Genomic DNA, 13,257 nt, shown 5'->3' on the forward strand with positions numbered 1-13,257 from the left:
TCAGTCTCGGTTCTGAAGCGTCGCCCGGAGCCAGTCAGCCGCTGCGCTCTCCCTTCGGGCTCGACAAGGGAGAAGGAAGATTTGGCTTATGGCTAATATTCGATTCAAACTTTATTGGTAATTTATCGTTAGTAATCGAAGCCGGTTTGTCCGGCGGCGTCTGTTTGCCATCGGTCTGTTGTGTTTTGCGTACAGGTCCAGATGCGGATTTCAGGCGTCGTCAGTTTTATGGTGGCATCGCTGTGCCTTGCCGGCTGCTCGTCCACAGCGGGCGTCGATGCCTTGCAGCCGTCGAACGAAACGACCAGTTCGGTCGTGCGGCCAAGAGCGCCGGTCGCAGCGGCTCCGGCGGTGGCCGAACTAGCACCAATGCGGTCCGACATGGTGGCCGACAACGCTGTGGCCGACAATGCGCCGCCCTTTTCCATGGTCGAGGAAGAAGAGGCGATCGTGGCGGACACACCTCAGGAAAACGCCGAGCCGCCGGTCGAGCCGGTTGCCTTGATGTCTCCGCCGAAGCGGCTGACCCGCGCGGCGCCTGCCATGCTGGCCTCGCCGTTGACCCGCTACGGCTTTCGCGATGCCAAGCCGATCAACTTCGGCAAGGCGTCGCCGCGCTATCTCGCCGTGCACGGCGTCGACGTTTCGCGCTGGCAGGGCAACGTCAACTGGAGCAAGCTGCGCGCTCAGGGCGCCAACTTCGCCTACATCAAGGCGACCGATGGCGGCGACCATCTCGATCCGATGTTCATGAAGAACTGGCGCAATGCCGACGCCGCCGGATTGAAGCGCGGCGCCTATCATTTCTTCTACTGGTGCCGCACCGCCGGCGAGCAGGCCGACTGGTTCATCCGCAATGTGCCGAAGATGGACGGCGCGCTGCCGCCGGTGATCGATGTCGAATGGAACGGCGAGTCCTCCTGCAAGCGGCGGCCTTCGCGCGCGACGGTGCTGGAGAAGATGCAGGTGTTCATGGACAAGCTCGAGCGCCATTACGGCCAGCGGCCTATCATCTACACCAGCCCGGATTTCTACCGCGACAATCTCAAGGGCGCTTTTCTCGACTATCCGTTCTGGCTGCGCGCGGTGGCGCGGCACCCGTCCAAGGTCTATCCGGGCCGCAAATGGCTGTTCTGGCAGTATTCCGGCTCCGGCCTGTCGCATGGCGTGACCGGCCGCATCGACCTCAACGTCTTCCATGGCGACGAGCGCGCCTGGCGGGCATGGGCAGGTGGACAGACGACCATAGCCGACGCCAACTGAGGGCTCGCGCGCGCTATCGTCGGCAGCACCGTGGCCGTTTGGGTGCCTTGGCTTGAATTTTTCGCTTTTCGCTAACGATCCGCTCACCCTGTCCTTTAGCTGTATCGCAACAGCCCTCCGGTAACGTGCCCGTGATCGGGTTCGGAGGGGTTCATGCGCAATCCAATTGTGGCCATCGCTGTTGTCGCCGCCGTCGGCTACGGATTTTTCAATGCGCTCGGGCATATGCCGGGCGGCAATGGCGCTTCGCTGGCGGAGTCGAAGCAAAACGTCGTTTCCTATTCCACCGAGGACGAGGCGATGCAGGCTGCCAAGAACAGCGGCCGCTCTACCCTCAAGCGCTTCCACGAATTGATGGCTGCCGGCACGCCCGGCACCTACACGGTAAAATTCCCGCTGACCCAGAACGGCGCCACCGAGCATATCTGGCTGCAGCTGGTCGGCTACAGCGACGGCTCCTATATCGGCCTGCTCGCCGACGTGCCGGTCAACGGCAACAAATACAAGATGGGCGACAGGATGACGGTGGCCGAAGCCGACGTCGAGGATTGGATGATCAAGAACGGCAAGGTGATCTACGGCGGCTACACAACCCGCCAGGCGCTTGCGGACATGCCGAAGGAGCAGGTTGCAAAATACGGGCTGACCTTCAAGGATTAGAGGCATTTCTTCCTTCTCCCACAGGGGGAGAAGGGAGAACCCTCCGGGCCTACCGCCTTTCGCGCTCGCGTATTTCCGCGGTTTGCGCCAGCACCCAGTCGCGAAACACCTTGATCTTGGGGGTGTTGCGGCGGTTCTCCAGGTGCACCAGCCAATAGCCGTCGCCATCCGATCCAAGCACGTCGAATGGCTGTATCAACTGGCGCTTTTCCAACAGGGCGCTGTAGAGATTTTTGGTAAGGATCGCTGCGCCCTTGTCGGTCAGGGCCGCCATTGCGTCATAGGCCTGCGTACCCAGCTTAGGGCCTGCGATGATGCGATCGGGCTCGTAAGATACGCCGGCGGCTTCGAACCAGATTTTCCACCAGGGATCGTCGGCGCAGCAGAGCGGCACCTTGTAGAGATCCTCGGGACGGTGGATGCCGCCGACGCTCTCGGCGAGCTTTGGGCTGAGCATCGGCGTGTAGTCGGCCTTGAACAAATAGTGGGCCGTCAGGCCGGCCCATTTTCCGCCGCCGGTGCGAATGCCGACGTCCATGTCGCCGCGCGTGAAATCGACCAGGCCATGCGATGTGTTCACCTTCACGGCCAAGTCGGGATGCATCAGCTGGAATGTTCCAAGCCACACGGCGAGCCAGTTCGTTGCAAAGGTCTCCATGGTCGTCACCGACAGCACGCCGGTCGCTCCGCCCTTGGTGGCGACCCATGCATCAGCCAGCGCCGAGAACGCACCGGATGCGTGCGGCGCCAGCTGCTGCCCGGCTTCGGTCAGGGCAATCTGCCTTGTTTTTCTTATGAAAAGCGGCGTTCCCGCTCGCTCTTCCAGAACCTTGATCTGATAGCTGGCGGCGGACTGGGTCATGCCGAGCTCCTCGGCAGCCTTGGTGAAACTGCCCAGTCGCGCGGCGGCTTCAAAGACCCTGATGGCTCCTAATGGTGGCAGCTCCCAGCTCATGACGCATCAATCCTCCTGATGCATACTACGCGACGTTCGATTGGAAACCAAGACCGGAAAACGGCATGTTGTGTTCATCAAACCGAACCCTGGAGGAAACGGCAATGACCACCACCATCGCTCTCTACAACACGCTTCGCCGCCCGGTGCTCGACCTCTTCACCGCGCCGTTCAGACCCCGCAAGCGCGGCCTGCTCGACCACCGCTCGCTGTCGGATCATTTCCTCAGGGATATCGGTATGCTTGACGGACGCGTCCCTCCCGGCACCATTCGCTAAGCAAGCTCTTTTGACCAAGGGAGGGAATGATGACCGTGCTGTCCGAGGACTTGGCCAAGAGCCGCCAGACGATCAACGCCTATGAAGACTATGCCGAACGCTACGATGCACTGGTCAGGCATGTTCCGAACCAAAGAGAACAGAAATGGCTGAAGCGCCTGGTGAAGATTGCCGGCAAAGGCGGCCGGGTTCTGGAGGTCGGGTCGGGACCTGGATATGATGCGGACTTCGTCGAGGGGCTCGGCGCCAATGTCCGGCGCACCGATGCGACAAAGCGGTTTCTGGAGCTCCAGGCCGCTCGCGGCAAGCACGGTGAGTTTCTCGATCTCATCACCGACGATCTCGGCGGCCCCTACGACGCAGTCCTGGCGCTCTGCGTCCTGATCCATGTGCCGCGCGAGCAGACCGACCAGGTGCTTGCCAAGATAGCCGGATCGCTTCGGCCAGGCGGCGCCTTCCTCGTCTCGATGCGCATTGGCGATGGCGAGACAAGCGGCGAATATCACACGGTCTACTGGCGCAGGGACGATTTCGTCGCCCGCCTCGAAGCCGCCGGTCTGGTCCTTGTCGGCGACGAATTCAACATTGGCCGCGATCGCGAAGAGTGGACCACCTTCCTGGCGGTGAGGCCGACATGACGCGTTGTGGGCTGCTGCCGCCACCGGTCAGAAGTATGGCTTCAGGTTCTCGCGAATGCGGTCGAGCACCGTCTTGCCAGACAGATCGGGGACGAAGGTTTTGCCGGTGATGGTTTCATAGGCCTGGGTATAGACCCGTGACGTCTGCTCGATGAGCTCGGCCGGGATTTTCGGAATACGGTCCGTGTAGGGATCGCAGCGCGCCGTGACCCAGGCGCGGATAAAGTCCTTGTCGAAACTCTGCGGCCGCTCGCCAGCCTCGAAACGCTGTTCGTAGCTTTCGGCGAGCCAGTAGCGGCTTGAGTCGGGTGTATGGATTTCATCGGCAAGGATGATGGTGCCATCCCTGTTCGTGCCGAACTCATATTTTGTATCGACCAGGATCAGGCCGCGTTCAGCGGCCAGCGCCTTGCCGCGCGCAAACAGCGCCAGTGCATAGCGCGAGACGGTGTCCCATTGCTCTTCCGACAACAGGCCGCGCGTCAGGATATCGTCGCGCGTCAACGGCTCGTCATGACCGCCATCGAGCGCCTTGCTGGTCGGCGTGACGATGGCCTGAGGCAGCTTCTCATTGTCGCGCAGTCTGTCCGGCAATCGGATGCCATACATATCGCGCTCACCGTTCTTGTATTTCGTCAGCACTGACGTGCTGGTGGTGCCGGCGAGGTAGTCGCGAACGACGATCTCCACCGGCAATATGTCGAGCCTTGTGCCGACGACGACATTGGGGTCGGGATAATCGAGCACATGGTTCGGGCAGATATCTGCCGTTTCCTCGAACCAGTAGCGCGCCGTCTGCGTCAGCAGCTCTCCCTTGAGCGGGATCGCGGTCAAAATGACATCGAAGGCGCTCAGCCGGTCGGTGGCGATGATGATGCGGCGGCCATCCGGCAGATCGTAATTCTCGCGGACCTTGCCTTTGTAGTGGTTCGGCAGTTCCGGGATGAAGGCATCGGAGAGAACGCGCAGTGCTGTCATTCGGTGTCGTGGCTCCCAACGACGTGAGGTTTTGGGCGACTATTAACAAAGTCGGTGGCACTTCGATACCCGAGCAAGAGGCGCCGCGTAACGTGCTGTGTGGACAGGCGTCGATGGCTCCTCATAATAGCGCAATCACGCTTCGGAGGCGAAATGCGGATAGCGGAACGCGGACACACACGTCTTGCCATCACGGCAGCGCTGGTGCTGGCAATCTCGTCGGCAGCAGCCTCTGCGGCCTCGACCGTTCGAGACCCGACGGCGGACACCCTCGACCGCTGCCTCAACGACCCGGCCAACGGGTCGACCGCCGGCCAGACCGATTGTGAGGCGGCGGCATCGGCTGACTACGATCGGCGGATGAATGCCGCCTATGCGACGCTGATGCAAAAGCTGCCGCATGAGGCTGCTCGACAGCTTCAGAAATCGCAGCGCGCATGGCTGGCGTTTCGCGATGCCGAGACCAAGGCGCGAGGCGCGCTCTACGAAACCAGGGAAGGCACGATGTTCGTGCCGATGCAGGCCGCCGACACCACCAATGTCATCCGCGATCGGGCGCTTCAGCTGGAGGGATATGTCGCGGTGATGGCCATAGGGGATTGATCGAGAGGCAAGGGGGGTGGGGTGGAACTGCAGTTTCTGATCGTCGGATTTGTCTGCGTGGTGGCGGCCGTGCTGTCGGGCATCACCTTCGTCAAATGGCGCGAGGTGCAGGCGATGAGCCACTGGCTGCCGACGCGGGGAAAGATCATTTCTTCGCGCGTCGAGGCCCGCAAGGTGAACGTATCGGGCGTTGGCCCCGACAGCGAAAAGGTCACCGAAGTCAGGAATTTTCCCGCCATCACCTTCGAATACAAAGTGGGGACCAAGAAATTTCGCGGCTCGCGCTACAGCGTGAAGGAGAATCTGGGGAATTTCGAAGTCGAGGAAACGCTGGCGCAGTTTCCTACCGGCGCCGCGGTGACCGTGTTCTACAATCCGGCCGATCCGAGCAAAGCCGTGATCGAGCGCACCTTGCCCGAGGGCGCCTTCAAATTCATGGTCAAGCTGTCAGCCGGCATGGTGATCGGCTCGGCGCTGCTGGTGTTCTCGTTCAGCGGTGTCCTGGAGGCGATCCGCTCGCATCTGCCCAAGCCGGAAAACCTCGGCATCGCAGTGTTTCTCATGTTCATCGGCCTGTTCGCCCTGCTCATGGGCATCGCCCATAAGGTGCTGGCAAAGCGAGCAACGAAATGGCCGGTGACTGCCGGCCGCATCGATGCGTCAGGCCTTGAGACGGTCCGCATCGACAACGGTTACCGGCGCTGGCGCCCCGTCTTCCGCTCCCGCATCGTCTACAGCTACGAGGTCGCCGGCCGGCGCTACACCGCCGCCCGCGTCACTTTCGGCGCCTACGTGTTGGCTTCGATACCGGCCCTCGTCAGCGGCCAGGCGCAACGCTACGCCGAAGGCAGCAAGGTCGACGTGCACTACGACCCGGCAAACCCGGCGTCAGCTGTGCTTGAATGCAGGGCGCGCGGGTTGTGGGTGCTGTGGTTGTGCGCGGCGGGCTTTATCGGCGGCGCGGCCCGGCTGGTCGGGCTGGTGCCTTCTCTTTGACGGGATGCGGCAATGGATAACACGATGAGATCGATCACCTGGATTTGCGCCCTCTTCGTCTCGGCGCTGACATCGGCCGTGGCGCGTGCCGACGAGCCTGCTCCGTCGCGACCGCCGATCGACAAATGTGTCTGGGAAAAACTGACCGACAAGACGGTCGGTCTGGCCGCCTGGGCGCAGCGCTGCGATTTCGGCTTCCGCAAAATCCATTTCGAATTCGTCGGCAATGCGCTTGCCATCAAATACAGCGATGGCGGCGCGCCTGATCCTCTGGTCGAGGTGTTCGACGTCAAATCAGGCGAAACCGCCGAGGCCGCAGTGCTGCGCCTGTTGCTGGAAAAGACCGACAGGACCATCAGCGCCCGCTGTGAGCTCACGCCCTACACCGAGGGAACCGTGCCCGCCGGCGTCAAGCGCTTCACCTTCAGCCCCGACGCCGCCTACGCAAAAGAGCTGGAAGCGAAGGCCGACCCCAACGAGATCCCCGACCCGCCCTGCGGCGACTGGGGCGAAATGCCCGATGGCATCCAGTATTTCGAGGTGCCGGCGGGAGAGGGGCACAAGGTGCTTTTCGTGCGGGCAGGACAGGATGAGTCGCTGTTCGATGAGCAGACGCTAAGGGTGTTAGAGTAGGTAGGCGCAGAAAATCCTGGTCGTGGTCCGTCTCTATGCTTCGACGTATTTTGCGAGGCTGACGCCTTTCGGTGCATCCAGCCCATCGGCGCGCAGGCCCTCGATATGGAACCGTATTGCGTCGCGAAGTTCGATTTTCACTTCTGGCACCGTAGCACCAGTCGCAGTACAGCCCGGCAGATCTGGCACATAAGCGGAAAAATTGTTTCCGGCTTTTTCGATCACCACAGCGTAACGCATGTCATCGCTCCTTTAAGCCGGACTGCTTGAGGATGCTGTTCAGTGTTCCTGGTGCAGCCCCTACAGACGGAGCGGCGGCTTCTTACCAGTGCTCTGGATCACCTTTTCGTAGAAGAGCTTGCTCTTATCGAGGTCGCTCAATTCGATGGTGATGTGGTCGATCATGACGTTCAATCGTCTCAGGATTTTGTCAGCTAAGATCGCTGCCCATCATCGGCAAAAACAAACTCGGCGCGCCTCGGTTGATCAGTCCGGCATCGGTTTGAGTAAGTGGCGTACTTTGCTCATTCTTGCTTTCAAACCATCAAGGATACCCTGGCGATCAAAGCCGCAAGACTCCAAAACTGAAATTCTAAAAGCCAGCAGGAATGACCTGGATAGGTAGTCCATATCGACATACTCGTCGGTGTCGTAGTTTGTATCGGCTCCGTGGGCCTCTTTACCCCTTAGGTAGTTAACTCGTTGGGGTTTGATCTCTGAGAAAGCGCGCATCTCTGGAAAGCGAGCGTAGAGTTCGCGTAGGGTTCGAGGTAACGAGGGAGCGCGACTAAGGAGCGGAGAAAGCCTCCGATTCACAAAATCGACGAGAAAATTGTCGTCGTTTGACCGATTTAAAATTATCGACAGCGCTCTGGACGCGTCGTCATCGACGGAAGGTTTCGCTTTAAAGTACCTCTCCACCATCCGCACAGTATAAAAGAAAATTTCTTCAACATACCTTTGCTTGACCTGCGACGAACGGAACCACTTGAATGCGACCTCGTTCGTACTCCGCTCCTCGACAAATTTATTCAGCACCTCCCCCCAGTCAGCTTGAAATGGTAGCTGAGCTAAGGTCTCGTGTCTGTCGACGAACGCATTTTTTGAGAAGCCGATATCGTATCCCGAAAGATGAAATTCGTCCTCGCCTTCGTTGCCATTCTCGCCAAGCAGAATGCTCAAACAGGCATCTTTAATGCTCACGTATGTGCCGGATATCACAGATAAGAAATCGTCTAGAGCATGCAGATCGTGCAGTGTCTCCGAAATCGACCTTGCTGTTTTGTATGTAATTGCCAAGCAAATATCGGATCGAAAATGAACCTCGCTCCGATCAGAAGAGCTTCCGATATTTCTCTTGTCACTGATTTCAACCTTGTATTCAGAGGTCTCCCATTCTCTTCGTGTTATCTTAAATTTAGCGCTTCCTCCAGTGTTTGGCATGTCAAAGGATTGCTCTACTGGATTAATTCCAAGTATACTGGCTAGCGTCGGTGAATAGATTCGCAGGGATGTCACCGATTTATCCTCGGATCCAGCAATCCCTACCTTGTCCAAAAGGTATGGGAAGGTGAAATCAACTCGGAGAGATTTAAAATTAGCCCAAGTTCTTTTGCCAAACCTTGGATAGCAAAAGGTGGCATACTGACCATCTTCGGTCAAAATGCTTAGAAAATTTCCCGTAAGCTTCTCTGGCAGGGAGAGTTCTGAGAAATTACCCTGAGGCACAATATAGTTTTCTAGAAAGAGATGGCCTTCATACCCTCGAATTGGATCGAATGAGAATTGACCCTGGCACGATGAGCAGCTATCGCCAGGGTCAATTTTAACAACAAAAAGCTTCGATGGGGGCAATAGAGCTATTCGTCCTCAGCTGCACCCGCTCGTCGCGCCGCACGTATCGCACTTCTCGCAAGTCCCGTTCCGCACCATCGTAAAGTTCTGGCACTCGGAGCAGGAATTGCCGGTGTAGCCTTGCAGCAGCGACTTGGCGCGGCGGTCGGCGGCGAGTTTCTTGGCCTCGGCCGCTTCATTGGCTGCGGCGTCGGTGAACAGCGCTGCGGTGGCGTCGGTGGAAGCCGCGTCCACAACCTCCTCGAAGGCGATGTCCTCGGCCAGCTCCCTGGCCCGCTCCTCATAGTCGCGCTTGTAGGCGACCGCCTCGTCGCTGGCCGGCTTCAGCGCCAGCACGTTGGAGCCGGAGAAGGCGGTGGGCGCCGAGCGGGCAGGGGTGCTCGCCGAACCGCCGGCAAAACCCTTGGGATCACTGCTTGCCGCCCGCGACACCAGCTTCACCGGCGAACCGCGGGTCAGGCCTTTGGAGACCGCGTCCGTCTTGCCTTCGCTGATGCCACGTCCCAGTGCCGTGTTGGAAAAGTCCGACTGGTCGACATGGGCGAGGTCGTTGCGACCGAGATAGGAGATGGCAAGCTCCCGGAACACGTAGTCGAGGATCGACGTCGCGCTCTTGATGGCGTCGTTGCCCTGCACCATGCCGGCCGGCTCGAACTTGGTGAAGGTGAAGGCGTGCACATATTCATCGAGCGGCACGCCGTATTGCAGGCCCAGCGAAATGGCGATGGCGAAGTTGTTGAGCAGGCCGCGCAGCGTGGCGCCTTCCTTGTTCATGTCGATGAAGATCTCACCGAGACGGCCATCGTCATATTCGCCGGTGCGCAGGAAGATGGTGTTGCCACCGATCTTGGCCTTCTGCGTATAACCCTTGCGGCGTCCCGGCAGCTTCTCCTGCTCGCGCGACACGCGCTCGATAATGCGCTCGACGATCCGCTCGGTGATCTGCGCCGCACGTGCCGCCGCCGGGGCCTGGATCAACTGCTCGACCGCATCGTCCTCATCCTCCTCGCCATCGGCGAGCAGCGACGAATTGAGCGGCTGCGACAGCTTCGAACCGTCGCGATAAAGCGCGTTGGCCTTCAACGCCAGCTTCCACGACAGCATGTAGGCGCCCTTGGCGTCTTCCACCGTCGCATCATTGGGCATGTTGATGGTCTTGGAGATGGCGCCGGAGATGAAGGGCTGTGCGGCCGCCATCATCTGGATGTGGCTGTTGATCGACAGCGAGCGCTTGCCGATCTTGCCGCACGGGCTGGCGCAATCGAACACGGCAAGGTGCTCCGCCCTAAGGAAGGGCGCGCCTTCCAGCGTCATCGCACCGCAGACATGGATGTTGGCGGCCTCGATGTCCTTCTTCGAGAAGCCCAGCGCCGGCAGCATCTCGAACGAGAAATCGTTGAGCTGCTCGTCGGTGAAGCCGAAGGTCTCCTTCACCCAGTCGGCGCCGAGCGTCCACTGGTTGAAGACGAACTTGATGTCGAAGGCCGACTTCAGCGCCGCGTTCAGCGCCGCGATCTTTTCATCGGTAAAGCCCTTCGCCTTGAGCGCGCCGGGGTTGACCGCCGGCGCCTGGTTCATGTTGCCGTGGCCGACCGCATAGGCCTCGATCTCGGCGATCTGGCTTTCGGAATAGCCGAGCGTGCGCAGCGCTTCCGGCACGGCGCGGTTGATGATTTTGAAGTAGCCGCCGCCGGCGAGCTTCTTGAACTTCACCAGCGCGAAGTCGGGCTCGATGCCGGTGGTGTCGCAATCCATGACCAGGCCGATCGTGCCGGTCGGCGCGATCACGGTCGCCTGCGCATTGCGGTAGCCATGCTCTTCGCCGAGCTCGATAGCGCGGTCCCAGGTAGCCTTGGCGTGCGTGGCCAGATCCTGCTGCTTGAGGTCGGAAGCGACCAGCGGCACCGGGTTGACGGCAAGCTTCTCGTAGCCGCCCTTTTCACCGTAGGCGGCACGGCGATGGTTGCGCATGACTCGCAGCATATTCTGCGCGTTGCGGTCGTAATCGGCGAAGGCGCCGAGTTCGGACGCCATCTCGGCCGAGGTGGCATAGGCGACGCCGGTCATGATGGCGGTGAGTGCGGCGCAGATGGCGCGGCCCTCGTCGGAGTCATAGGGAATGCCGGACGTCATCAGCAGGCCGCCAATGTTGGCATAGCCGAGGCCGAGCGTGCGGTATTCGTAGGACTGCTTGGCGATCTCCTTCGACGGGAACTGCGCCATCATGACGGAGATTTCCAGAACGACGGTCCACAGCCGCACCGTGTGCTCATAGGCGGCGATATCGATCGTGCCATCGGCATTGCGGTAGGGCAGCAGATTGATGGAGGCGAGGTTACAGGCCGTGTCGTCGAGGAACATGTATTCCGAGCACGGGTTGGAGGCCCGGATCGCACCGGCCGAAGCGCAGGTGTGCCAGTCGTTCATCGTCGTGTTGAAATGCAGGCCGGGATCCGCGGAAGCCCAGGCGGCGTAGCCGATCTTTTCCCATAGGTCGCGTGCCTTGAGCGTCTTCAGCACCTTGCCGTCCTTGCGGGCGGTCAGGTGCCAGTCGGCATCGTCCTCGACAGCGCGCAGGAAATTGTCCTTCAGCGACACCGAATTGTTGGAGTTCTGGCCGGAAACGGTGAGGTAGGCGTCGGAATCCCAGTCGGTGTCGTAGGTCTTGAACGACATCGAGGTGTAGCCCTGCTTGGCGAATTGGATGACGCGGTAGATGTAGTTCTCCGGCACCGCCGACTTCTTGGCCGCCTTGATCTCGCGCTTCAGCGCGGTGTTGAGCGCCGGATCGAAACAATCGTCGGCATTGCCGTCGCAATTGATGCAGGCCTTCATGATCGCTTCGAGATGCTTCTTGACGATCTTGGATCCGGTCACCAGCGAGGCGACCTTCTGCTCTTCATTGACCTTCCAGTCGATGAATTCCTCGATATCGGGGTGGTCGGCGTCGACAATGACCATTTTCGCCGCGCGGCGCGTCGTGCCGCCCGACTTGATGGCGCCCGCCGCGCGGTCGCCGATCTTGAGGAAGCTCATCAGGCCGGACGAGCGGCCGCCGCCCGACAGTTTTTCGCCTTCGCCGCGCAGCAGCGAGAAGTTGGAGCCGGTGCCGGAGCCGTATTTGAACAGGCGCGCTTCACGCACCCAAAGGTCCATGATGCCGCCCTCGTTGACGAGATCGTCCTGCACGCCCTGGATGAAGCAGGCATGTGGCTGCGGGTGCTCGTAGGAGGACTTCGACTTGGTCAGCTTGCCGGTGAACGCGTCGACATAGTAGTGGCCCTGGCTTGGGCCATCGATGCCATAAGCCCAATGCAGGCCGGTGTTGAACCATTGCGGCGAATTCGGCGCCACGCGCTGCGTCGCCAGCATATAGGCGAGCTCGTCGCGGAAGGTCAGGGCATCGTCTTCCGACTTGAAGTAGCCGCCCTTGTAGCCCCAGTAGGTCCAGGTGCCGGCCAGCCGGTCGAAGACCTGGCGAGCGTCGATCTCGGAACCGTAGCGCTCGGCCTCCGGCAGTTTTGCCAGCTCGGCCTCGTCGGCGACGGAGCGCCACAGGAAGGAGGGGACGTCGTTCTCCTCGACCTTCTTCAGGCGCGCAGGCACGCCGGCCTTGCGAAAATACTTCTGCGCCAGGATATCGGCGGCAACTTGCGAGAATTGCGCCGGCACATCGATGTTATCGAGACGGAACACCACCGAGCCATCCGGATTCTTGATCTCCGAAAGCGCCTTGCGGAATTCGATCTCCGCGTAAGCCGATTGCCCTTGCTTGGTGAAACGACGCTCGATGCGCATTGGTCCGATCCCTTTTGTCTATATATAGCGCTTTTCCCCAGGGATTTCTGCCCCACATGGCGAAAAGCACGGTCCGCCGTTTGCCGGTGCTGCAAGCAACCCCGACACTCTCCTCGTCGCGGGCGCCAAGCAGCGAACTGGCAAACACCTCTTCAGGCGCTTACCCTGGCTGCAGGCCGACCCGCGGGTCCCTCAAAACTGAAACTTTGATCGATTCCCTCGCTGGAGGGAGGTTCACACTATCTAGCGTCGAGACTGCCTGCAAACACTAAATATAGTGTTAACAGATGATTTTTTCCAGTCCGACAATTCTCCCTTTCGTCACCCCAAGCCCCACGATCCCAACGCTTCCGCCAGCCTCGTAAACAGGCGGAAATCTGGGCAAAAACGCACAAAATCCGGGAAAAAAGACCGGGCTCTGAACTCTCCGGTCGCACCCTCAACAAGAGCACATGGCACATAAAAGGCGACTCGGTTTGCGTCGTCAAGGATTCGTTTACGTAGCTTTTGTGACCCCAACATCTTGTGTGTCACATATGTGGATAACGGGGATAGAAAGCGGCTGTGGAAAGCCCGGTTTTGCCGGCGTACACCACTGGTG

Annotated in this window: 13 protein-coding genes; 7 read left to right on the forward strand and 6 right to left on the reverse strand. The window is 60.0% G+C overall.

The window, feature by feature from the left end; translation table 11 throughout:
- The first annotated feature begins 201 nt into the window (after positions 1-201).
- Together ACWGTO_RS18300 and ACWGTO_RS18305 are read left to right on the forward strand one after the other, a co-directional pair.
- Complete coding sequence (locus tag ACWGTO_RS18300; RefSeq protein ID WP_454576205.1) at positions 202-1,263, forward strand: glycoside hydrolase family 25 protein; 1,062 nt, start codon at positions 202-204, stop codon at positions 1,261-1,263.
- A gap of 153 nt (positions 1,264-1,416) precedes the next feature.
- Entirely contained in the window at positions 1,417-1,923 is a 507-nt protein-coding gene (locus ACWGTO_RS18305) for a DUF2314 domain-containing protein (RefSeq protein ID WP_454576206.1), read from the forward strand.
- Between the two features lie 49 nt (positions 1,924-1,972).
- Here ACWGTO_RS18305 and ACWGTO_RS18310 read toward each other — a convergent pair whose 3' ends face one another.
- Positions 1,973-2,878 carry a LysR family transcriptional regulator gene (locus tag ACWGTO_RS18310; RefSeq protein WP_454576207.1) on the reverse strand — a complete coding sequence of 302 codons (906 nt, stop codon included), beginning with the start codon at positions 2,876-2,878 and terminating at the stop codon, positions 1,973-1,975.
- Between the two features lie 104 nt (positions 2,879-2,982).
- On the opposite strand from ACWGTO_RS18310, the gene ACWGTO_RS18315 reads away from it, so the two are divergent.
- Positions 2,983-3,156, forward strand: coding sequence for a hypothetical protein (locus ACWGTO_RS18315; protein ID WP_185970365.1), 174 nt, complete (start codon positions 2,983-2,985; stop codon positions 3,154-3,156).
- Between the two features lie 29 nt (positions 3,157-3,185).
- Positions 3,186-3,794 (forward strand): class I SAM-dependent DNA methyltransferase, encoded by a 609-nt coding sequence (locus ACWGTO_RS18320; protein WP_454576208.1) that lies wholly within the window; start codon positions 3,186-3,188, stop codon positions 3,792-3,794.
- 27 nt (positions 3,795-3,821) lie between these two features.
- On the opposite strand, the gene ACWGTO_RS18325 is transcribed toward ACWGTO_RS18320, so the two are convergent.
- Positions 3,822-4,763, reverse strand: a complete 942-nt coding sequence (locus ACWGTO_RS18325; protein ID WP_454576274.1) for a phosphoribosylaminoimidazolesuccinocarboxamide synthase — start codon at positions 4,761-4,763, stop codon at positions 3,822-3,824.
- 162 nt (positions 4,764-4,925) lie between these two features.
- Between ACWGTO_RS18325 and ACWGTO_RS18330 the strand changes: the two genes are divergently transcribed.
- The 3 genes from ACWGTO_RS18330 to ACWGTO_RS18340 are packed head-to-tail and all read left to right on the forward strand — an operon-like array spanning position 4,926 to position 7,004.
- The gene (locus ACWGTO_RS18330) at positions 4,926-5,375 is read left to right on the forward strand and encodes a lysozyme inhibitor LprI family protein (RefSeq protein WP_454576209.1); all 450 of its coding nucleotides are present in this window, start codon (positions 4,926-4,928) and stop codon (positions 5,373-5,375) included.
- A gap of 21 nt (positions 5,376-5,396) precedes the next feature.
- On the forward strand, positions 5,397-6,371 hold the full coding sequence (locus ACWGTO_RS18335; RefSeq protein WP_454576210.1) for a DUF3592 domain-containing protein: 975 nt from the start codon (positions 5,397-5,399) through the stop codon (positions 6,369-6,371).
- A 24-nt stretch (positions 6,372-6,395) separates the two neighbouring features.
- On the forward strand, positions 6,396-7,004 hold the full coding sequence (locus tag ACWGTO_RS18340) for a hypothetical protein (protein ID WP_454576211.1): 609 nt from the start codon (positions 6,396-6,398) through the stop codon (positions 7,002-7,004).
- Between the two features lie 33 nt (positions 7,005-7,037).
- Here the strand turns inward: ACWGTO_RS18340 and ACWGTO_RS18345 are convergent, their stop codons facing one another.
- The 4 genes from ACWGTO_RS18345 to ACWGTO_RS18360 form a co-directional block, all read right to left on the reverse strand.
- Complete coding sequence (locus tag ACWGTO_RS18345) at positions 7,038-7,244, reverse strand: type II toxin-antitoxin system HicB family antitoxin (RefSeq protein WP_454576212.1); 207 nt, start codon at positions 7,242-7,244, stop codon at positions 7,038-7,040.
- A gap of 60 nt (positions 7,245-7,304) precedes the next feature.
- Positions 7,305-7,409, reverse strand: a complete 105-nt coding sequence (locus ACWGTO_RS18350; protein ID WP_454576213.1) for a VOC family protein — start codon at positions 7,407-7,409, stop codon at positions 7,305-7,307.
- 81 nt (positions 7,410-7,490) lie between these two features.
- Positions 7,491-8,732 carry an ApeA N-terminal domain 1-containing protein gene (locus ACWGTO_RS18355; RefSeq protein ID WP_454576214.1) on the reverse strand — a complete coding sequence of 414 codons (1,242 nt, stop codon included), beginning with the start codon at positions 8,730-8,732 and terminating at the stop codon, positions 7,491-7,493.
- Between the two features lie 141 nt (positions 8,733-8,873).
- A complete protein-coding gene (locus tag ACWGTO_RS18360) occupies positions 8,874-12,656 on the reverse strand; it encodes a vitamin B12-dependent ribonucleotide reductase (protein WP_454576215.1) in 3,783 nt (1,260 codons plus the stop codon).
- Positions 12,657-13,257: the final 601 nt, after the last annotated feature.

The organism is Mesorhizobium sp. PL10, from assembly GCF_053714315.1.

Bases quoted from the DNA above. Each gene is read 5' to 3' on its own strand.
- ACWGTO_RS18345 (WP_454576212.1), bottom strand. From the start codon at position 7,244: ATGCGTTACGCTGTGGTGATCGAAAAAGCCGGAAACAATTTTTCCGCT.
- ACWGTO_RS18320 (WP_454576208.1), top strand. From the start codon at position 3,186: ATGACCGTGCTGTCCGAGGACTTGGCCAAGAGCCGCCAGACGATCAAC.
- ACWGTO_RS18310 (WP_454576207.1), bottom strand. From the start codon at position 2,878: ATGAGCTGGGAGCTGCCACCATTAGGAGCCATCAGGGTCTTTGAAGCC.
- ACWGTO_RS18360 (WP_454576215.1), bottom strand. From the start codon at position 12,656: ATGCGCATCGAGCGTCGTTTCACCAAGCAAGGGCAATCGGCTTACGCG.
- ACWGTO_RS18300 (WP_454576205.1), top strand. From the start codon at position 202: ATGCGGATTTCAGGCGTCGTCAGTTTTATGGTGGCATCGCTGTGCCTT.
- ACWGTO_RS18305 (WP_454576206.1), top strand. From the start codon at position 1,417: ATGCGCAATCCAATTGTGGCCATCGCTGTTGTCGCCGCCGTCGGCTAC.
- ACWGTO_RS18330 (WP_454576209.1), top strand. From the start codon at position 4,926: ATGCGGATAGCGGAACGCGGACACACACGTCTTGCCATCACGGCAGCG.
- ACWGTO_RS18340 (WP_454576211.1), top strand. From the start codon at position 6,396: ATGAGATCGATCACCTGGATTTGCGCCCTCTTCGTCTCGGCGCTGACA.
- ACWGTO_RS18315 (WP_185970365.1), top strand. From the start codon at position 2,983: ATGACCACCACCATCGCTCTCTACAACACGCTTCGCCGCCCGGTGCTC.
- ACWGTO_RS18350 (WP_454576213.1), bottom strand. From the start codon at position 7,409: ATGATCGACCACATCACCATCGAATTGAGCGACCTCGATAAGAGCAAG.